This window comes from Rathayibacter rathayi (assembly GCF_004011095.1).
Taxonomy (GTDB): Bacteria; Actinomycetota; Actinomycetes; order Actinomycetales; family Microbacteriaceae; genus Rathayibacter; species Rathayibacter rathayi.
Map to the genome: position 1 here is coordinate 1,931,341 of NZ_CP028129.1, position 20,305 is coordinate 1,951,645.

Genomic DNA, 20,305 nt, shown 5'->3' on the forward strand with positions numbered 1-20,305 from the left:
GCACGTCGCCGTTGCCCGCCTGAGGCCGGCCACCCGCCTCTTCCTCCGCCTATTTCTTGTCCGGATCCTCCCGCCCGGACCGGTGCTCCCTGTATCCGTGCGACAAGAGGCGCCGTCCGCACCGCCGGTAGGGTGAGCGGGTGACCGCGAACACCGAACTTCCCGCGCCCGATTTGTCTACAACCGCGGGGAAGATCGCGGACCTCAAGAACCGCTATCACGAGGCCGTCACGGCCAGCGGCGAGGCGGCGATCGAGAAGCAGCACTCCAAGGGCAAGATGACCGCGCGCGAGCGGATCGACACGCTCCTGGACCCCGGCTCGTTCGTCGAACTCGACGAGTTCGTCCGCCATCGCACGCATGCGTTCGGCATGGAAAAGAAGCGCCCCTACGGCGACGCCGTCGTCACCGGAACCGGCACCATCCACGGTCGCCAGGTTGCCGTCTACTCGCAGGACTTCACGATCTTCGGCGGCTCGCTCGGTGAGGTGGCCGGCGAGAAGATCATCAAGGTGATGGACCTCGCCCTGAAGACGGGCGTGCCGATCATCGGCATCCTCGACTCCGGTGGAGCGCGCATCCAGGAGGGCGTGGTCGCCCTGGGCAAGTACGGAGAGATCTTCCGCCGCAACACGGCGGCGAGCGGAGTGATCCCCCAGATCTCGATCATCTGCGGTCCGGCCGCGGGCGGTGCGGTCTACTCCCCCGCCCTCACCGACTTCGTGATCATGGTCGATAAGACCAGTCAGATGTTCGTCACGGGCCCCGACGTGATCAAGACCGTCACCGGCGAGGACGTGGGCATGGAGGAGCTGGGCGGCGCGCTGACGCACAACAAGATCTCGGGCGTCTCGCACTACCTCGCCAGCGATGAGAACGACGCGCTCGACTACGCGCGGACGCTGCTCTCCTTCCTCCCCGACAATAACCTCTCGCCGGTCCCTGCCTTCGAGGCCGAGGTCGACCTCGAGACCACCGACGCCGACCGCTTCCTGGACACGGTGATCCCGGACAGCCCGAACCAGCCGTACGATATGTGCGCCGTGATCGAGCACATCGTCGACGAGGGCGATTTCCTCGAGGTGCAGCCGCTGTTCGCGCCGAACATCGTGATCGGCTTCGGCCGCGTCGAGGGCCGCTCGGTCGGGATCATCGCCAACCAGCCGAGCGCTATGGCCGGCACGTTGAACATCGAGGCCGGAGAGAAAGCGTCCCGCTTCGTCCGGTTCTGCGATGCCTTCTCGCTGCCGATCCTCACCCTGGTCGACGTGCCGGGCTACCTGCCCGGCACCGATCAGGAGTGGACGGGCGTCATCCGCCGCGGGGCGAAGCTGCTCTACGCCTACGCCGAGGCGACCGTGCCGCTGGTCACGGTCATCCTCCGTAAGGCCTACGGCGGCGCCTACATCGTGATGGGTTCCAAGCAGCTCGGTGCCGACATCAACCTGGCGTGGCCGACCGCTGAGATCGCCGTGATGGGCGGCCAGGGGGCGGTGAATATCCTCTACCGCGCCGAGATCCGCAAGGCGGAGGAGGCCGGCGAGGACGTCGTGGCCGTCAGGACCCGCCTCGCGAAGGAGTACACCTACAACGTCGCGAGCCCCTTCCTCGCAGCCGAGCGCGGCGAGCTCGACGGCGTGATCGAGCCGTCGGCGACCCGCGTGTCCGTCGTCAAGGCGCTGCGGGCGCTGCGCACCAAGCGCGCGAACCTCCCCGCGAAGAAGCACGGCAACATCCCGCTCTGATCCCCGGCCGCCGAGACACCGGGGCGGGTGACGAGACGCCACGTCCGCCGCGGTGTCTCGTCGCACCGGCGGTGTCTCGGGCGGGTCAGTCGGAGGCGTCTGGCGGAGCCGGCTGCGTCACCGGCTGCGCGGGCGCGGCGGCGGGGGCCTTCTCCTCCGGTTTCGCGCCGACCACGCGCGCGAAGGCGAGGGCCTGCGCCGCGGAGAGGTCAGGCAGGTACGCGCGGCCCAGAGCGGCTCCGATGCGCGGGAGTTGCAAGGCATCGGGGTAGGTCATCCACAGACCCGCGTAGCGCGGGTGGAACTTCGCCTTGAAGCGGAAGAGCGACGTGAAGCCGTAGGCCGGCTCCAGCGTGCGCGAGAGGAACTCGAGCAGCCGCGAGAGGACGGTCGGGTCGGGCGCCTCCTGCCCCTCCTGGATCGGGGCGGTGGCCAGCGGCGCGCCCGACAGCGACAGGAACTCTGCACCCTCTTCCTTCACACGCAGCGCCGCCGACGCGATCAGGAACTCCATGATGCCGGGCATCGCGTCGTCGGACCGACGCATGAAGTCGAGGGTCCAGCCGACGATCCGGCCCTCACGGTGCACCGGCAGCCAGCTCGTGACGCCCTGCAGGACGCCGTCGGGTCCGACAGCGAGCAGGAGGGCGACGTCGGGATCGCGCACCTCGTCGATCCCGCCCAGGGTGAAACCCATTTCGGGTAGCGCCTTCTCGGCGACCCACCGCTCCGACAGGTCGATGATCTGGTTGGCCATGCCGAGGGAGAGAGCCGGCCAGCTGGTCCACTGTGCCTCGATCCCGAGCTTGATTCCCCGGTTCAGCGGATAGCGGACCTTCTGCCACTGCTTGCCGGTGAGCTCGAACGAGGACAGCTCGATGATCGTCTCCTCGCCCACCGAGAGGCGCGACCAGCCCAGGTCGTCGAAGATGGGCAGCACCTCGTCGTGGACGCTGTAGAAGACGGGAGTCCAGCTGCGCTCGTCGCAGAACCGCACGAACTCGGCCACGATCGCGGCCCGCCGTTCGGGGGCGCAGGCGGGGTCGGACAGGGTGATCGCCACGGCGCCGATCACCCGGTAGGCAACTCCGCCGGTCCCGTCGGCGCAGATCCAGTGAGCGTTGCCCGCCCAGGTCCCCTGGTGGCCGAGGCTGCCTGCCCCGTGCTGCGAGAGGAGCGCGCGGTAGCGCGCCTCGTCGCCGCGGACGCGCTGCACATCGGTCGCGCGGAGCAGCGAGACGAGCGCCACGACGACGAGCAGCCAGAACACCGGACCGGCCCACTCGAAGACGATCCGCGCCGCGGGATCGCGCGGCACGGCGAGCAGGCCGGCGCCGCCCAAGAAGCTCACCGGAACGAAACGAAGCAGGCCGTCGAGCAGCAGTCGCCCAAAGCCCAGCAGCGGCTCGAAGCTGGTGCGCACACCCGCCGACAGCACGAGGTAGCTGCCGAGTAGGGCCACGAAGGCAGACGCCACGACTCGCGCCCACAGCCGCGAGGCGGCGCGAGGAGCACGGATGCGGAAGTGCCGGCGCCCGATCACGAGCATCGCCACGACCGCCAGCGGCACCAGCACGGTGGTCGCCACCCAGAGCAGGTACTCGGCGTAGTACTGGAACTCGGGGTGCCGAGCCGCGCGCTGCAAGGAGAAGATGTCGAGGATGGCGATGGCGACGTTGACGCCGACCGCGAGGAGCAGGCCGAGGCGGCGCCCGGAGCGCAGGCCGTAGGCCGCGACCAGCAGCAGGATGAGCGGGACGAAGGTCAGCAGGATCGGCCCGGGCGCGACGAGGCTCAGCTTCACATGGTGGGCGCAGTGCCGCACGGCGCGGCTGCAGGGGTTCTCGAGATCGGTCGTGCCGGTGAAGGCGCTCTGCAGTAGGCGGCCGAGGAACGAGAATGGCCCGTATCCCGAGTCCGAGAGGACGGCGACGAGCGGGCCGATCGCGGTGACCGCGACGACGGCCCCGTGCAGGGCCCGCGACTCCCGGTGCGAGCTCGGCGCCGGCCGCTGCGGACGCAGCCCCACCACTCCGCTCGCGAGCACCGACCCGAGCACGAGGCCCATCGCCCCCGCGAGCAGCCGGTAGGCATCGGCGGAGTCGCCCGCGTAGAGCACGAACATCAGCACGACGGCGAACACGCTCACACGGAGGCGGCGCCGCCAGAGGGCGCCCATGAAGGCGGTCGAGGCGATGAGGGCGCCGACCGCGCCGATCAGAGGGTCGAAGGTGCGGTCTCCGACCGTGTCGCCCGCCCACCACTCGCCCGCGAGAGCGCCGATCGCCTGGAGTGAGGTGCCGATGAGGACGCCGAGCGCTCCGGTGACGAGGAAGGCGAGGACGGTGCGGGCCCAGCCGAGGCGGCGCTCCGCCGCGAGGAGCATCGGCAGAGCCAGGGCGACGTCCAAGAGCAGCTGCAGCGGATCGGCGGCGATCACCAGCGACGTGACCACCGTCCACGGGCGGCCGTCGAGCGTCGTGGTCGCGCCGGCTGCCCACCAGGCCGTGGTCGTCGTCTCCGCGGGGGCGACAAGGGTGCCGGTGACCGCACTCGCGACCAGAAGGACCAGGACGAACCCCACGGCGGCCGGGGATCTCCGGATCAGCAGCCACAGGGGACGCACGACCGCGGCGCCGCTCCTCGGGATCCAGGTCGGCATGCGGGAGGCTCCTGTTCGCAACGGACAGACGACGCTCCGGCGACATCCGGCGACAGCATAGCCATGCGCCGCTGCCCCGTGCCGAGAACGGCATGCGATAGCGTCACGGCATGGTCGCCATCGAGTCCGCCCCCGCCGTCGTCATCTCCACCCCCGGCCTTGGCGCCGCCGAGATCGCCGCGGTCACGGCCGTCGTCACCGCGGTGGCGTCACGGAGCGAGACGGAGCCCGAGACACCCCGCGAGTTCAGCGGGGGGTGGAACGACCGCGCCGGCGCGGTGCGTTCGCCGCTGCGTCCGGCGCTCGGGGCGTGGCGCTCCTTCTCCGGCTGATCGTGCTCGTAGGGCCGATGGACCGCGGATGGCGCGTTCCGTGCGTCCGAACGTGAACTTTGTCCCCCGATTAGTCCCCTAAAGTGCTGACTATGCGCCGTCGAACGGAGCGAGCACACTTATCGACGTACGGTGCTTCTCCTTCGGAAGGGGCGCCGCCAATCACTCGCCGACCAGGGTAAGCAGGCGGGTGTGTTGGGGGCGAGTGAGGGTAATATTCGGGTTGTTACCCTCACTCGGGGATTGACGGCGGGCCGGGCCCCCTCTTCGGAGGAGTGGACGGCCCGCCGCACTCCGTTAAACGGCCGGGGCCTTCCCGGCAGCCGGAGGACTCTATCTGGTCAGGTGTCCCGCCTGGTCAGGTGTCCCGTCCGGCCAGGTGTCCCGCTCACTCGGCCCGTCGCGTCGGATCTCGACCCACGCGTCGACCTCGTCGCCCGGATCATCGGAACCCAGGGCCCCCGCACTGCCATCTCCCGCCGTCCGCAATCCCACGACGGTGACCGCCGAGGCCGAATCGGCCGACGCAGTCCGCACGACCACCCGGTCCACCTCCTCTCGGATGCTGTCGAGCGCCCGGGCGAGCTCGCCGAGCACGCGGCGGCTCTCACTCTCGGAGCTGCGGTCCAAGCCGCCATCATCGAGCACCGAGACGCTCACCCCGCGACGCCGCGCGTCGAGCACCAGACGCCGCACCTCGTCGTCGAGCAGTCGCCTGCCGCGGATCTCATCGCGCACCGCCGCCTCGAGCAGGCGGCACTCGCGCCGCTCGTCGTCGCTCAGACCCGGCCCCGGCTGCGCGATGCGCAACAGCATGTCGGAGGCGAGAGCGCGGGTCTGCTCGAGGCGCACCTCGCGCTCGGTGAGGTGCGCCTCCTCCGCTGCGCGCCAGGACGCGGCCGCACGCTCCGCCGCCGCGAGCACGCGCGCCTCCGATCCCGCCCGCCCCAGCTCGACGATGAGCAGCTGCGCGATCGCGACCCAGGCGATACCGCCGACGACGCCGAGGGTGGCCAGGGCTGCGGGGCCCGCCCAGACCAGGGTGTGCACGATCAGGAAACCAACGCCGATCCAGGCGCAGACGGGACGTCGCCGGGCGCAGACGATCGTCATCAGAGTTCCGACGGCGGCGATGTACCAGGTGGAGTAACCGTTGGAGGCGGCCGGGTCGAGCGAGGGCGACACCAGCAGCGGCAGGGCGACGGAGACCACGGCCATCCCAATCGCGACCGGGAGCGCGAGCCGGGTGGTCGCTCCGGGCCAGAGGGCGACGACCGTCGCCGCGACGTAGAGCGCCACCGCGATCAGGTCGGCGGGAGTGGCCGGGGAGAGGCGGAACGAGAAGAACGCGAGCACTACGTGATAGATCGAGAAGCCGGCGCCGAGCCCTTGGAGCAAAGGCCGTGGGTAGGCGATCATCGCGCACTTCCTGCAGTCGCGTGCCAGGAGAGGACGACCCGCGTCCCCTCTCCCGGAGCCGAATCGATCCGGGCGATGCCGCGTGCGTTGTGCACCCGCTCGAGGATCGACAGCCGGATGCCCAGCCGCTCACGCGGCACATCGGCCAACCGGAAGCCGCGACCGTTGTCCTCCACCACGATCTCCAGGACGCCGTCGCCGAGCAGCCCGTGGACGACGCGGAGGACGCTGCCGCTCGGTCCGGCGTGCTGAACGCTGTTGGCGAGGGCCTGATTAACGGCTCCGAGCAGCGCCTCGGCCACCGAGCGGGGCAAAGTCGTCCGCCGCGGATCCACACCCTCCGCCGTCTTGACGGCCATCTCGGTCCCGAAGGTGGACGCGGCAAGCGCCAGTCGACGGTGCAAGCGCTCCAGCGGGACCAGGCCCTCCGGCGTCTCGGGATCGTGATCCGGCAGGAGCACTGCGAGTGTGCGCTGCGCCATCGACGAGACGAGAGCACGCTCGGCCGGCGACTCGGCGGACGCGGCGGAGAGGAGGGTGGCGAGCACGTTGTCGTGCACCAGAGCGTCGACCTCGACCCGCTCCACCTCGCCGGCGTGCTGGCGCATCGCGGCCTCGTACTGCTGCGTGGCCGTGGTCTGAGCGCGGTCGACCTGATCGGCCGATTGCCGGAGCACGGTGATCAGCACCAGCATCACGAAACCGACGATCCCGACGTAGGCAGCGTCGAGGATCGCGCGCGTCGGATCCGCTCCGCCTCCGGAGGGCAGCACGCGGAGCACCCCGAACAGCACGGTCGTCACGCCGGCGTACGCGATCGCGACACGCAGCGGTGCCGCGATGGTGCAGAAGGCGGTGCCGATGGTCAGCAAGTACCAGACCCAGGGCGTCTCGCGGCTAGCGACCCCGGGAGCGACGGCCGCCGGCCAGGTCACCACAGCGACGAAGACCCCGACGGCGACCAGGACGGCCGTGACCCGCGAACCGCGCCGCAGGACGGCGGTGACCACGGCGCCGCTTAGCGATCCGAACACCAACACCAGCACCGGCCAGGCGACCTCAGGGCGCAGCAGCGGCAGCTGGGCGAGGATCGGCGGCACGGTCTGCACGCCGAAACCGAATCCGAAGAAGGACACGACCGTACTGATGATCGTGTCGATCCGCTCGCGCCCGGCGTTCCGGCGGGCGGTCGAGGCCTCAGCGCCCGCCATCGCCGTCGTCCGGGTCGATGCCCGGGAGAATGCCGTCCTCGACCGCGCGCCGCAGCAAATCGACCTTCGTCGGCGCCGGACGCCCGATCTCGACGTACTTCTCGCGAATCCGGTCGAGATACTCCTTCGCCGTCGACACCGAGATCTGGAGCCGATCGGCCACCAGCTTCAGCGGCAGACCCGAGGCATAGAGGTGCAGAACGTCGCGCTCGCGGCGGCCGAGCACGGCACGAGCGAAGTCGTCGTCGGCGTCGATCGCCGAGGCCCACTCCAGATTGTTGAGCACCTCACCGCGAGCGACGGTGCGAATTGCGGCGACGACGGTCGACATCGGCGAAGACTTGGGGATGACCCCGGCAGCACCGGCGGCGAGCGCCTCACGCACCGCCACCACACGGTCGGCGATGCTGTGCACGAGGACCGCGGAGCCGCGCACCTGCCCCCATTTCACATTGCTGGTGATGCTCGATCCGTCGTTCAGGGACAGGTCCAGGACGAGCACTTCGATCTCGGCGCTGCCGATCGTGCTCTCGAGCGCCTGCACCGTCTCGGCGGCGGCGACGACCTGCATCCCCGCACTGTGGACGGCGGCGGCGACGCCGAGGCGCACGGATTCGTGGTCGTCCACGATCGCCACCCGCACCAGCGGACCCTCGGCTGCATCATGGTGGGCGGCGGGTTTCATCCGGCCCATGCTACGCAGGCGCGAGCCCGCCGGTCAGTCCCCCCGGCGGACCAGTCGCGCGACTGCCTCCACATGCGAGGTGTGCGGGAAGAGGTCGAACCCGTCGAGAGCCGCGAGATCGTAGCCCTCCGCGGTCAGTGCCCCGACGTCACGGGCGAGCGCGACCGGATCGCAGGCGACGTAGACGAGTTGGGCTGGTCGCAGCTCCGCCAGCGCCTCGGTGACCGCGCGACCAGCACCTGAACGGGGCGGATCGAGGACCACCGTCGCTGCCCGCCACCGCGAGCGCTCGCGAGCATCGGCCTGGGCGAGCACGTCGCGGAGGTAGCGATCGACCCGGGCGGTCACCGCACGGGCGCCGACCTGGTCGGCGAGGTTCTCGAGGGCGTGTTCGGTGGCGCGGGAGTCGCTCTCGACGCTGGTCACACGGACTCCGGCTCCGAGGCGGTCGGCCAGAGCAGCGGCGAGCAGGCCCACGCCGCCGTAGAGGTCGTGGTTCGCCGCGCCCGGATCCGCCGACTCCGCATCGACGGCCGCCTGGACGGCCTCGAACAGCGCGGCGGCCGCTCCGCGGTGCACCTGCCAGAAGCCGGTACGATCAACCAGAAAGGTGCGGCCGGCGACGAACTCGCTCACCACGGTGCGGTCGCGGCGCGCGCGCTTGTCGGCGGGGTCGTGCACGAGCACCGCGGCGCCCTCGGAGCCCGCGGCGTCCACGAGGTCGACGACGGATCCGGGCGCGAGGCGCTCGCCGAGAGGTGCGACCAGCGACGAGTCCGCGGTCGCCAGAGGCAGCGACTGCACCGTAACGACGTGGTGGCTGCGCGCGGCATACGGACCGACGCGGCCGTCGTCATCGACGTGCAGGCGGTTGCGGGTGCGCCAGCCGAGGCCGCCGGCCGCGTCGTCACTGGCGATCGGCGAGACCTCCACCGCCACGTCGCGGCGGGCGAAGCGGGCGAAGGAGTCGACCAGCACCAGACGCTTGAGCTCGCGCTGATAGGCCAGGTCGGCGTGGCCGAACTCAGCGCCCCCGACCCGCTCCTCGGGACGACGGTCGAGATCAGCCTCGGGCCAGACGTGCTCGACCCGATGCTCCGAGGCCTCCAGCACCTCCAGGGCCTCGGCTCGCCAGAAGCTGTCGTGCCGCACCTCGCTGACCCGAGCCCGGACGCGCTCACCGGGGAGGACGTCCGGGACGAAGACGACGCGGCCCTCGTGGCGGGCGACGAACACTCCGCCATGAGCGACGTTGCTAATGTCGAGGTCGATCTCGGTCCCGAGTGCGTCGTCGGCCCCGTCGGGGCGGGCGGATACTCGGGGCGGGGTCTGTGCCATCCGTCGAGCATCCCACAGCGTGGGCCCGGCCGCAGGGAGCCCTCGTGCGCCTCTACCTCGCCTCCACGTCCCCGGCGCGCCTCGCGCTGCTGCGGGCCGCAGGGATCGAGCCCGTCGTCGTCCCCTCCGCGGTGGACGAGCCCGCGGCCCTCGCCCGCGCCGAGCAGGAGCGGGGCGCGGTGCTGGATGCGGACGCCACCGTCTCGCTGCTCGCGCGCGCCAAGGCGCACGCCGTGCTGAATCCCGAGGTCGACGGACTGGTGCTCGGCGGCGACTCGGCGTTCGTGCTCGACGGCGTCGTACACGGCAAGCCGCACCAGCCGGAGCGAGCCCGCGAGCGCTGGCGGGCCCAGCGCGGACGCACCGGCCGCCTCCACTCCGGCCACTGGTTGATCGACCACCGCGGCGGGCGGATCGTCGCACAGGCCGGTGCGGTCACCTCCGCCACCGTCACGTTCGCCGCGGACATCGACGACGCCGAGATCGACGCCTACGTCGCCACCGGCGAGCCGCTCGAAGTGGCCGGCGCCTTCACGATCGACGGCCGCGGCGCCGGGTTCATCACCGCGATCGAGGGCGACCCCTCGACGGTGATCGGGATGTCGGTGCCGACCCTCCGCTCGCTGGTGCGCAGCCTCGGCGTCGACTGGACAGCGCTCTGGAACCGCTGACCGCCTGCGCACCGTTGTGAGGATCCGACGAACGCCCCCCTCTTCTTTGTGGTGAGCCGAGACGGACCGGGTGCGGGCGCCCCCCTAGGGTTGGGAACCATGCCGAAGATTACGAAGGTGCTCATCGCCAACCGAGGCGAGATCGCCGTCCGAGTCATCCGCGCCGCCCGCGACAGCGGGATCGCCTCCGTCGCCGTCTACGCCGACCAGGACCGCGACGCCGTGCACAGCCGCCTCGCCGACGAGGCCTACGCCCTCGGCGGGACCACCAGCGCCCAGACCTACCTCGTCATCGACAAGCTGCTCTCGGTGGCGCGCCGCTCCGGGGCCAACGCCGTGCACCCCGGCTACGGATTCCTCGCCGAGAACGCCGACTTCGCCCGCGCCGTCATCGACGCTGGACTGATCTGGATTGGCCCCGGTCCGGATGCCATCGAACGCCTGGGCGATAAGGTCTCGGCCCGCCATGTGGCCGAAAAGGTCGGCGCTCCGCTCGCTCCGGGAACCCTCAATCCCGTTTCAGGCGCCGCCGAAGTGCTCGAGTTCGTCGACCAGCACGGCCTCCCCGTCGCGATCAAGGCGGCGTTCGGAGGCGGCGGGCGCGGCCTCAAGGTCGCCCGCGAACGCGAGGAGATCGAGGAGCTCTTCGCCTCCGCCACCCGCGAAGCCGTCGCCGCCTTCGGCCGTGGCGAGTGCTTCGTCGAGAAGTACCTCGATCAGCCGCGCCACGTCGAGACCCAGTGCCTGGCCGATGCGTACGGCACTGTCGTCGTCGTCTCCACCCGCGACTGCTCCCTCCAGCGCCGCCACCAAAAGCTCGTGGAGGAGGCGCCCGCGCCGTTCCTGACCGACGAGCAGAACGCCGAGCTCTACCGCGCGTCAAAGGCGATCCTGAAGGAGGTCGGCTACCTCGGCGCCGGCACCTGCGAGTTTCTGATCGGCAAGGACGGCACGGTGTCCTTCCTCGAGGTGAACACGCGCCTCCAGGTCGAGCACCCCGTGTCGGAGGAGGTTACCGGCATCGACCTCGTCCGCGAGCAGTTCCGCCTCGCCGAGGGCGGCGCGCTCGACGAGGCCGATCCGGCGCCCCGCGGCCACTCCTTCGAGTTCCGGATCAACGGCGAGGACGCGGGCCGCGGCTTCCTCCCCGCCCCCGGCCCAGTACACGTCTTCAAGGCGCCCGGCGGACCCGGGGTCCGCGTCGACTCCGGCGTCGTGGCGGGCGACGTGATCTCCGGCTCCTTCGACTCGCTTCTCGCAAAGTTGATCGTCACCGGCGACAGCCGCGAGCAGGCGCTCGAGCGCTCGCGCCGCGCGCTTGCCGAGTTCGAGGTCACCGGACTGCCGACCGTGCTCCCCTTCCACCGCGCGATCGTCGAAGACCCGGCCTTCGCCCCCGCGGGCGGCGCCCCCTTCTCGATCTACACCCGCTGGATCGAGACAGAGTTCGAGAACACGATCCCGGCCTGGAGCGGCGAGCCCGGCGCGACCCCCGAGGCGGCAGCCCGCCAGAACGTGGTCGTCGAGGTCGACGGACGCCGCGTCGAGGTCACCCTGCCCGGCGACTTCGTCGGCTCCGGCCCCGCGCGCGGAGCCGCCGCGGCCACCCCGAAGCGCCGAGGCTCCTCCTCCGTCAGCACGGTCACGGGCGACTCGGTGGCCTCGCCGATGCAGGCCACGATCGTCAAGGTCGCCGTCGCCGAGGGCGACACCGTCGTCGCCGGCGACCTCGTCGTCGTGCTCGAAGCGATGAAGATGGAGCAGCCGCTCACCGCCCACAAGGACGGCACCGTCACGACCCTCAACGCGCAGGCCGGCTCCACCGTCCCCGCTGGCCATGTGCTCCTGCACATCGTCAGCCCCTAGCGGTCTGCCGCGAGGGAACCCCGAACCGTCGAGGGAACCTCTTCCAGCTGGTTCCCTCGACGGTTCGGGGTTCCCTCAGGGCGGGGAGTGCCTTGGCGGGAGTGCCTTAGGTGACGATGTGCATGGCGCGGGCAGCGTCCGAGATCGAGCCGGTGAGGCTCGGGTAGACGGTGAAGGCACGGGCGACTTGGTCGACGGTCAGACGGTGCTCGACGGCGAGAGCTAGCGGGAAGATCAGCTCGCTCGCCTTCGGGGCGACGATGACGCCTCCGATGACGGTGCCGGAGCCGGTGCGCGCGAACAGCTTCACGAAACCGTCGCGGATGCCCATCATCTTCGCCCGCGGATTCGCGGCGAGCGGGAGCTTGTAGATCTCGCCCTGCGCGATCCCCTCCTCGATCTCGCGCTGATTCCAGCCGACGGTCGCGATCTCGGGCTGCGTGAAGATGTTCGCCGCGACATTGCGGACCTCGGTCGGGTTCACGGCGTCCCCCATCGCGTGGAACACGCCGGTGCGGCCCTGCATGGCGGCGACGGAGGCGAGCGGGAGGAACGTGGTGCAATCCCCCGCCGCATAGATGGAGGGGACGCTGGTGCGGGCGACGCGGTTGACGCGGATGTGACCCGATTCCGTCAGCTGCACGCCGGCGTCCTCCAGGCCGATCCCCACCGTGTTCGGCACCGAGCCGACGGCCATCAGGCAGTGCGAGCCCTCGACGACACGTCCGTCCGAGAGCACGGCCTGCACGCCCGTCTCGGTCCGCTCGACGCGGTCGGCGCGCGACTTCGAGAGCACGACCATGCCATTGCGCTTGAAGACGTTCTCGATCACGGCGGCCGCGTCGGCGTCCTCGCCGGGCAGCACCTGGTCACGGGAGGAGATGAGGGTGACCCGGGCGCCGAGCGCGCGGTAGGCGGAGGCGAACTCCGCTCCGGTCACTCCGGAGCCGACCACGATCAGGTGCTCGGGGACGGACGTGAGGTTGTAGAGCTGGGTCCAGCTGAGGATCCGCTCGCCGTCGGGAGCCGCCGTCGGGAGCACTCGCGGACTGGCACCGACCGACACGATGATGGTGTCCGCCTCGATGCGGTCGAAGTCCGTGCCCTCGCCGCCGGCCGCCGTCGACACGATCAGCGCGTTGGAGCCGTCCAGGCGACCGTCGCCCTGCACGATGCGGACGCCGTTGTGCACCAGGTTCGCGCGCATGTCCTCGGACTGCTGGCGTGCGAGGCCGAGGAGGCGCTTGTTCACCGTCGCGAGGTTCACCGCCACGTCCGGACGGACCGGCTTGTTCTGCTCCGAGCGGGTGAAGAACTGCACGCCGAGGTCGGCAGCTTCGCCGATGGCGTTCGTGGCCTCGGCCGTCGCAATCAGCGACTTCGACGGGACGACGTCCGTGATGACGGCCGAGCCGCCCACTCCGACCCGCTCGACGAGGGTGACCTCGGCGCCGAGCTGCGCCCCCGCAATGGCGGCCTCATAGCCCCCCGGGCCCCCTCCGAGTACAGCGATCCTCTGCGCGCGCTCGAACTCGTAAGCCATGAGTCCCATTGTCCCCTCTGACTGAGTGTTCACCCAATTGCGGGGTTCCCGAGTGACCGCGGGAGTCGCCTCCGACAGGCTACGACCCCTCGGTAGGGTGGAAGAATGGCCGACCTGACCCTGCATCCGCTCGACACTCCCGACGCCGATCCCTTCGAGATCGCGGCCCGCGCCGCCGCACAGATCGCCGAGGCGACAGGCGTGGAGAAGCACGACATCGCCCTCACCCTGGGCAGCGGCTGGGGCAAGGCCGCCGACGCGATCGGCGAGACGACCGCGACAGTCCACGCCACCGAGATCCTCGGGTTCTCACAGCCGGCCGTGCATGGCCACGGCGGCACGCTGCGCTCCGTGCTGCTGCCCACCGGCAAGCGCGCGCTGATCATCGGCGCGCGCACCCACTACTACGAGGGCTACGGCGTGCGGCGTGTCGCGCACAGCGTCCGCACCGCCGCCGCGACGGGCGCCTCGGTGATGATCCTCACCAACGGCGCCGGCGGTATCAAGGAGCACTGGACGCCGGGAACGCCGGTCTTGATCAGCGACCACATCAACCTGACCGCCGACTCCCCGCTGGAGGGCGCGACCTTCATCGACCTCACCGACCTCTATTCCGCCCGGCTCCGCGAGCTGGCCCGCGGCACGCGGCCGGAACTCGACGAGGGCGTGTACGTGCAGTTCCGCGGCCCGCACTACGAGAGCCCGGCCGAGGTGCAGATGGCGAAGATCATCGGCGGGCACATCGTCGGCATGTCGACCGCCCTCGAGGCCATCGCCGCGCGCGAGGCGGGCATGGAGGTCCTGGGCATGTCGCTCATCACGAACCTCGCCGCGGGGATCCAGAAGACGCCCCTCAGCCACGAGGAGGTCCTGGAGGCCGGTCGCGACGCCGAGGACGACCTCGCCCGCCTGCTCACCGGGATCACGAGCGCGCTGTGAGCGCCGACGTCCGAGACCTCGCCGCGGACTGGCTCGCGCAGGACCCCGACCCCGAGACGCGCGCGGAGTTGGTCGGCCTGCTGAGCGCCTCCGACTCCGGTGACGCCTCGGCGCAGGCCGAGCTGGAGGACCGCTTCGGCGCACGCCTGGCCTTCGGTACCGCGGGCCTGCGGGGCTCGATCGCGGCCGGCTCCAATCGGATGAACCGCGTGCTGGTCTCGCAGGCCGCCGTCGGCCTCGCGGACCACCTGCTCGCGCAGGGCCTCTCGCGGCCGGTGGTCGTGATCGGCTTCGACGGCCGGAAGAACTCGCGGATCTTCGCCGAGGACTCCGCTGCGCTGATGGCGGGCGCCGGGGTCGACGCGGTGCTGCTGCCGCGCCTGCTGCCCACTCCGGTGCTGGCCTTCGCCGTGCGCCACCTCGGCGCGGACGCCGGGGTGATGGTCACGGCGAGCCACAATCCGCCGCAGGACAACGGCTACAAGGTGTACCTCGGCGGCGCCGACGAGGGCTCGCAGATCGTGCCGCCCGCCGACTCCGAGATCGCCGAGCGGATCCTCGCGGTCGCGCGCGACAGGCGGGTCCCGGAGTTGCCGCGCGGCGACTACCGGCTCGCGGACGAATCTGTGGTGACCGCCTATGTCGAGGCGACCGCCGCGGTCGGCCGGCAGTCGGCTCCGCTGCGCGTGGTCTACACGGCGATGCACGGGGTGGGGTGGGAGACGGCGCACCGGGTGCTCTCGGCGGCCGGCTTCGACGAGCCCGCCGTCGTGGTCGAGCAGATCGAGCCGGATGCGGCGTTTCCCACGGTCACGTTCCCGAATCCGGAGGAGGCGGGCGCGCTGGACCTGGCGTTCGCGACCGCGCGCTCCGGCCGCGCTGAGCTGATCGTCGCGAACGACCCGGATGCCGACCGCTTCGCCGCCGCCGTGCCCGATGCCTCCACTCCCGAGGGCTTCCGTCGTCTCACCGGCAACGAGGTCGGAGCGCTCCTGGGCTGGCGCGCGGCCGAGCAGGCCCGCCGGGAGGGCCGCAGTGGCGGGGCTCTCGCCTGCTCGATCGTCTCGTCCCCCGCTCTGGGCGCCGTCGCGACAGACTACGGTCTCGATTTCGCCGAGACGCTCACGGGCTTCAAATGGATTTCGCGGGTCCCCGACCTCGTTTTCGGCTACGAGGAGGCGCTTGGCTACCTCGTGAATCCCGGCACGGTCCGCGATAAGGACGGTGTCTCGGCCGCGCTCGCCTTCCTCTCCCTCGCCAGTGCTCTCGCCGCCGAGGAGCGCACCGTCGATGATGAGCTGGCGGCGTTCGCGGAGCGGTTCGGGCTCTTCGGGTCGGAGCAGATCTCGCTCCGCGTGACCGATCTCTCCGAGATTGGCCGGATCATGGCCGGGCTGCGGGCGACCCCTCCCATCGCGATCGGCGGGCTCGCCGTCGAGCGGAGCGAGGACCTGCTCGCCGAGGGCGGCGCGCTGCCCCCGACCGACGCGCTGCGCTTCTCCCTCGACGGGGCCCGCCTCATCGCGCGCCCGAGCGGCACGGAGCCGAAGGTGAAGCTCTACCTCGACGCCTGGTCGCACGAGCCCGCCGCCACCGCCCGCCGCTCAGCCGTCTCGTCCCGCCTCGCCGCTCTGCGCGCCGGCGCCGCCGCCCTGCTCGCCTGACCCAGGACTGGCCGCGGCCAGCCCCCTCTCACCGCACGGTGGAGGGCGCGCCCGAGCAGCGTCCCACCCGGCGAACCGATCGCCCGCTCCGCCGCTCCTCGGCCACCGCAACCACCCGCCCGCTCTCACCCCCAGGCAGAGGGCCCACCCGAGAATCGCGTACCAGCGATTCGAGACAGCCCGACCCACCCCGCTCTACACAAAGCACCCCATCACCAAACAGCCCTCTCACCTCCAGGCAGAGGGCCCACCCGAGAATCGCGCACCAGCGATTCGAGACAGCCCGACGCACCCCGCTCTACACAAAGCACCCCATCACCAAGCCAACCGCGCTGAGCCGCGCAAGGAGCGGCTCAGAAAACAACACAGCCCACCCGCGCGAGGAGCAGCTCAGACGAGGACTCAGCCCAGCGCTTTCTCGATCTTCGCCGTGATCTCGTTCTGGTCGAGGTAGTTGTCGATGATGACGACTTCGGCGAAGGTGCGGCCGATGTGGTCGACGAGTTCGCTGGAGGTAAGGATCACCTGCGCGTCGGCAGCGAGCGCGTCGACGGAACTCAGGTCGGAGGCGATGACCTCGGCTTCGAGGTCGAGGGTTTCGAGTGCGCGCTCGGCGCCGAGCTTGAGGATGGCGGAGGTGCCGATTCCGGCGCCGCAGAGGGTGACGATCTTCATGCGCTTCTTCCTTGGTGCGGGTGGTGCGGGGTGTCGTCGGTGAGGACGGCGTTGATGCTGCGGACGGTGCGGGCGGCGGCGAGTGCGCCGACCGCGTCCGGGCGGCTGAGCACGTCGGCGAGTCCGGAGACAAAGCCGAGGTGACCGTGCGCTCGGGTGGCCGCGATCCCGATGACGACAGAGACCGGGTCGTTGGTGCTGTGCCCGAAGGCGACCGGTTCGGCGAGCGTGACGACGGAGAGGCCGTCGGCGAACACGTCGTTGCCCGGCCGGGCGTGCGCGAGGGCGAGCCCCGGCGCAAGGACGATGTAGGGGCCGAGCACGTCGACCTGCTCGACCATCCGCCGGGAGTAGGCGGCGTCGACCGCTCCAGTGCGCTCGAGGGCGCGTCCGGCCTCGAGCACGGCCTCGCGCCAGGATCCAGCGGAGTGGCGCAGGGCCACCGCCTCCTCGGGCAGCGCGTCCAGCGGCACGGTCAGGCCGCCTCGAAGCCGGCGCTGATCGTCTCGACGAGGTCTCGACGCTCGTCGAGCGGCAGGAACGCGGCGTGGGCCGCGTTCAGCTGGAACGTCTCGATGTCGTCGAGGTCGTAACCGAACGTGTCGGAGAGGAGCGCGAGCTCGCGGCTCAGAGTGGTCGCGCTCACCAGCCGGTTGTCGGTGTTCACCGTCACGCGGAAGCCGAGCTGGTAGAGCAGGTCGAAGGGGTGGTCGATCAGCTCCGAGCCCCACGCGGCGATGGCGCCGGTCTGCAGGTTGGAGGAGGGGCTGAGTTCCAGCGCGATCTCGCGGTCCTTCACCCATTCCGAGAGTTCGCCAAGTGTCACGTAGCTCGCGTCGTCATCCTGGCGCTCGATACGGATGTCCTCGGCGAGTCGGACGCCGTGACCCAGGCGCAGCGCGCGTCCGTCGAGCAGGGCGGAGCGGATGCTGTCGAGGCCGTCCGCCTCCCCCGCGTGCACAGTCGTCGGGAAGTGCGCCGCCGCGAGCAGCTCGAAGGCGGCGCGGTGGCGCGAGGCCGGGAAACCCGCCTCCGCTCCCGCGATGTCGAAGCCGACGACGCCGCGCTCGCGGTGCCGCAGCGCCAGCTCCGCGATCTCGAGGGAGCGGTCGGCGTGCCGCATCGCGCTGATCAGCTGTCCGACGCGGAGCCGGTAGCCCTGCTCCGCCGCTTCCTGGATGCCCTGCTGAAGGCCCTCCTGCACCGCTTCGACGGCCTGGTCGAGCGTGAGTCCCGCGCGCTGGTGCTGCTCGGGCGCCCAGCGCACCTCGCCGTGCACAACACCGTCGGCGGCGAGGTCGAGCACGAACTCGCGGGCCACGCGCTCGAGCGCCGGGGCCGTCTGCATCACCGCGACCGTCGTTTCGAAGGTGGCGATGTAGTCGGTGAGGGACCCGGAGTCGGCGGTGGCGCGGAACCACTCGGCGAGCGCCTCGGGCTCCTCGGCCGGCAGCGGCACGCCCGTCTCGCGGCCGATTTCAACGATCGTTGCCGGGCGCAGGCCCCCATCGAGGTGGTCGTGCAGGGAGACCTTCGGCAGCTCGTCGATGAGGATGCCCTGTCCCGGAAGGAGGTACTCCTCGGTCTGATCGGTCACGGTGCTCCTTGCGGTCGGGCGGTGGTTCCCGGACCACAGTAGAGGGTGGGCGACGGTGCTTCCTCGAGCGGCGCTTCCCGGCCGCCGACGGCGCGACCGGGCCCCTCGGCTCGTCGAATTCCGCTGGGCTCGCGGGATCCGCCAGGTCTCACGAGTCGAACCCGTTTCTGCGAGCCCAAGTTTTCGCCGCGGAGCCGGTCCCGGTCACGAGACTCGCTCCGCGACGAGGGGCCCGCCGTCGAGCACCTCGTCGCCCTCATCGCCGATCCGGTGGGCGCCCTCCAGGGCCTCCAGCGCTCGCGCGAAGCGCTCCGGCTCGTCGGCCGAGAGCGTGAACAGCGGCTGACCCGCGCGGACCGCGTCGCCGGGCTTCGCATGCAGGTCGACACCCGCCGCGTGCTGCACAGCGTCCGACTGACGTGCGCGCCCGGCGCCCAACCGCCAGGCGGCGATCCCGAACGGTAGCGCCTGCTGCTCCACGAGCACGCCGTCGCGCTCGGCGAGCACCACAGAGGTCTCGCGTGCCTCGGGGAGGGCCGCGTCCGGGTCTCCGCCCTGGGCGCGGATGACGGCGCGCCAGGTGTCCATCGCCACTCCGCCGTCGAGGGCGCGCTCGACGTCCGCGTCGGGCTGCCCGGCGAGCGCGAGCATCTCGCGGGCCAGGGCCACGGTCAGCTCGCGGACGTCCGCAGGTCCGCCGCCGGCGAGCACCTCGACCGACTCCCGCACCTCGTTCGCGTTGCCGATGGCCAACCCCAGCGGCACGTTCATGTTCGTCAGAAGCGCGGTCGTGCGCACCCCCGCGTCGTTGCCGAGATCGACCATCGCTCGGGCGAGCTCGCGCGAGCGCTCCCTGTCGACCATGAACGCGCCGGAGCCGAACTTCACATCGAGCACCAGGGCGTCGGTCCCCTCGGCGATCTTCTTCGACATGATCGAGGACGCGATCAGCGGGATCGCCTCGACGGTGCCGGTGATGTCGCGGAGGGCGTAGAGCTTCTTGTCGGCCGGAGCGAGGCCCGAGCCGGCCGCGCAGATCACACCGCCGACCGTGCGCAGCTGCTCGAGCATCTCCTCGTTGCCCAGATCCGCCCGCCAGCCGGGGATCGACTCCAGCTTGTCGAGAGTGCCGCCCGTGTGGCCCAGCCCGCGCCCCGAGAGCTGCGGCACCGCCACTCCGAAGGAGGCGACCAGCGGCATGAGCGGCAGCGTGATCTTGTCGCCGACACCGCCGGTGGAGTGCTTGTCGACGGTGCGCTTGCCGAGCCCGTCGAACCGCATCCGCTCGCCGCTGGCGATCATCGCGAGAGTGAGGTCGCGGATCTCGTCGCGCTCCATCCCGTTCAGCAGCACCGCCATCGCGAAAGCCGCCATCTGCTCATCGGCGACGTAGCCGCGGGTGTAGGCGTCGATCAGCCAGTCGATCTGGGCGGTCGAGAGGGTGCCGCGATCACGCTTGACGCGGATGATATCGACGGCGTCGAAGGCCTCGACGGAAGTGGAGCGGGTCATGCGGAGTCCTCGGTTCGGGAAGGGAAGGGGGCGGTGCTACTGCGCCGCATAGGCCTCGAGGGTGCGCGGGCCGAAGGCGTCTGGGATGACCTCGTCGATCGTCTTCACGCCCGACACGGTCTGGAGCAGCATCCCCTCGGCCGAGTGCTCGAAGAGCAGCTGACGACAGCGCCCGCACGGCATCAGCGCGCCGCCCTTGCCGTCCACGCAGGTGAAGGCGACGAGTCGGCCGCCGCCCGTCATGTGCAGCGCGGACACCAGCGCGCACTCCGCGCAGAGCGTCAATCCGTAGGAGGCGTTCTCGACGTTGCAGCCCGAGATCACCCGCCCGTCGTCGACGAGCGCGGCCGCCCCTACGGGGAACGTCGAGTAGGGCACGTAGGCGTGGCTCATGGCGTCAACGGCGGCAGCGCGCAGCGCCTCCCAGTCGATGTCGGTCACGGCGA

17 protein-coding genes are annotated in these 20,305 nt (G+C 71.0%); 6 read left to right on the top strand and 11 right to left on the bottom strand.

Features of this window, described 5'->3' with window-relative positions:
- Window positions 1–140: 140 nt before the first annotated feature.
- Window positions 141–1,745, top strand: a complete 1,605-nt coding sequence (locus C1O28_RS09320) for an acyl-CoA carboxylase subunit beta (RefSeq protein WP_097165489.1) — start codon at window positions 141–143, stop codon at window positions 1,743–1,745.
- An 85-nt stretch (window positions 1,746–1,830) separates the two neighbouring features.
- Here the strand turns inward: C1O28_RS09320 and C1O28_RS09325 are convergent, their stop codons facing one another.
- Window positions 1,831–4,407, bottom strand: a complete 2,577-nt coding sequence (locus C1O28_RS09325) for a DUF2156 domain-containing protein (protein WP_097165488.1) — start codon at window positions 4,405–4,407, stop codon at window positions 1,831–1,833.
- 110 nt (window positions 4,408–4,517) lie between these two features.
- On the opposite strand from C1O28_RS09325, the gene C1O28_RS09330 reads away from it, so the two are divergent.
- Window positions 4,518–4,739, top strand: coding sequence for an acyl-CoA carboxylase epsilon subunit (locus C1O28_RS09330; RefSeq protein ID WP_097165487.1), 222 nt, complete (start codon window positions 4,518–4,520; stop codon window positions 4,737–4,739).
- 333 nt (window positions 4,740–5,072) lie between these two features.
- On the opposite strand, the gene C1O28_RS09335 is transcribed toward C1O28_RS09330, so the two are convergent.
- The 4 genes from C1O28_RS09335 to C1O28_RS09350 are packed head-to-tail and all read right to left on the bottom strand — an operon-like array spanning window position 5,073 to window position 9,392.
- Window positions 5,073–6,158, bottom strand: coding sequence for a hypothetical protein (locus C1O28_RS09335; protein WP_097165486.1), 1,086 nt, complete (start codon window positions 6,156–6,158; stop codon window positions 5,073–5,075).
- Entirely contained in the window at window positions 6,155–7,369 is a 1,215-nt protein-coding gene (locus tag C1O28_RS09340) for a sensor histidine kinase (RefSeq protein WP_097165485.1), read from the bottom strand. Before C1O28_RS09340 ends, C1O28_RS09335 begins: the two co-directional genes overlap by 4 nt.
- A complete protein-coding gene (locus C1O28_RS09345; protein WP_419866640.1) occupies window positions 7,356–8,054 on the bottom strand; it encodes a response regulator transcription factor in 699 nt (232 codons plus the stop codon). Before C1O28_RS09345 ends, C1O28_RS09340 begins: the two co-directional genes overlap by 14 nt.
- Before the next feature lie 33 nt (window positions 8,055–8,087).
- Complete coding sequence (locus C1O28_RS09350; RefSeq protein WP_122999643.1) at window positions 8,088–9,392, bottom strand: class I SAM-dependent RNA methyltransferase; 1,305 nt, start codon at window positions 9,390–9,392, stop codon at window positions 8,088–8,090.
- Between the two features lie 44 nt (window positions 9,393–9,436).
- On the opposite strand from C1O28_RS09350, the gene C1O28_RS09355 reads away from it, so the two are divergent.
- Both C1O28_RS09355 and C1O28_RS09360 read left to right on the top strand, forming a co-directional pair.
- The gene (locus C1O28_RS09355; protein WP_097165483.1) at window positions 9,437–10,063 is read left to right on the top strand and encodes a Maf family protein; all 627 of its coding nucleotides are present in this window, start codon (window positions 9,437–9,439) and stop codon (window positions 10,061–10,063) included.
- 99 nt (window positions 10,064–10,162) lie between these two features.
- Window positions 10,163–11,929 (top strand): acetyl/propionyl/methylcrotonyl-CoA carboxylase subunit alpha, encoded by a 1,767-nt coding sequence (locus C1O28_RS09360; protein WP_097165482.1) that lies wholly within the window; start codon window positions 10,163–10,165, stop codon window positions 11,927–11,929.
- A 106-nt stretch (window positions 11,930–12,035) separates the two neighbouring features.
- Here C1O28_RS09360 and C1O28_RS09365 read toward each other — a convergent pair whose 3' ends face one another.
- Window positions 12,036–13,472: an NAD(P)H-quinone dehydrogenase gene (locus C1O28_RS09365; RefSeq protein WP_097165678.1), complete on the bottom strand. Its 1,437-nt coding sequence runs from the start codon at window positions 13,470–13,472 to the stop codon at window positions 12,036–12,038.
- Between the two features lie 105 nt (window positions 13,473–13,577).
- Here C1O28_RS09365 and C1O28_RS09370 point away from each other — a divergent pair, with 105 nt between their 5' ends.
- Both C1O28_RS09370 and C1O28_RS09375 read left to right on the top strand, forming a co-directional pair.
- Window positions 13,578–14,411 carry a purine-nucleoside phosphorylase gene (locus C1O28_RS09370; protein ID WP_097165481.1) on the top strand — a complete coding sequence of 278 codons (834 nt, stop codon included), beginning with the start codon at window positions 13,578–13,580 and terminating at the stop codon, window positions 14,409–14,411.
- Window positions 14,408–16,075: a phospho-sugar mutase gene (locus C1O28_RS09375; protein WP_097165480.1), complete on the top strand. Its 1,668-nt coding sequence runs from the start codon at window positions 14,408–14,410 to the stop codon at window positions 16,073–16,075. Before C1O28_RS09370 ends, C1O28_RS09375 begins: the two co-directional genes overlap by 4 nt.
- Window positions 16,076–16,477: 402 nt before the next feature.
- On the opposite strand, the gene C1O28_RS09380 is transcribed toward C1O28_RS09375, so the two are convergent.
- The 5 genes from C1O28_RS09380 to C1O28_RS09400 all read right to left on the bottom strand — a co-directional run bounded on the left by C1O28_RS09380 (window position 16,478) and on the right by C1O28_RS09400 (window position 20,300).
- Window positions 16,478–16,750, bottom strand: a complete 273-nt coding sequence (locus tag C1O28_RS09380) for a PTS sugar transporter subunit IIB (RefSeq protein WP_097165479.1) — start codon at window positions 16,748–16,750, stop codon at window positions 16,478–16,480.
- Window positions 16,747–17,223 carry a PTS sugar transporter subunit IIA gene (locus C1O28_RS09385; RefSeq protein WP_097165478.1) on the bottom strand — a complete coding sequence of 159 codons (477 nt, stop codon included), beginning with the start codon at window positions 17,221–17,223 and terminating at the stop codon, window positions 16,747–16,749. The genes C1O28_RS09380 and C1O28_RS09385 overlap by 4 nt, the downstream gene beginning before the upstream one ends.
- A gap of 2 nt (window positions 17,224–17,225) precedes the next feature.
- The gene (locus C1O28_RS09390) at window positions 17,226–18,347 is read right to left on the bottom strand and encodes an adenosine deaminase (RefSeq protein ID WP_097165477.1); all 1,122 of its coding nucleotides are present in this window, start codon (window positions 18,345–18,347) and stop codon (window positions 17,226–17,228) included.
- A 204-nt stretch (window positions 18,348–18,551) separates the two neighbouring features.
- Window positions 18,552–19,859 (bottom strand): thymidine phosphorylase, encoded by a 1,308-nt coding sequence (locus C1O28_RS09395; protein ID WP_097165476.1) that lies wholly within the window; start codon window positions 19,857–19,859, stop codon window positions 18,552–18,554.
- 36 nt (window positions 19,860–19,895) lie between these two features.
- Window positions 19,896–20,300, bottom strand: a complete 405-nt coding sequence (locus C1O28_RS09400) for a cytidine deaminase (protein ID WP_097165475.1) — start codon at window positions 20,298–20,300, stop codon at window positions 19,896–19,898.
- Between the last annotated feature and the right edge of the window lie 5 nt (window positions 20,301–20,305).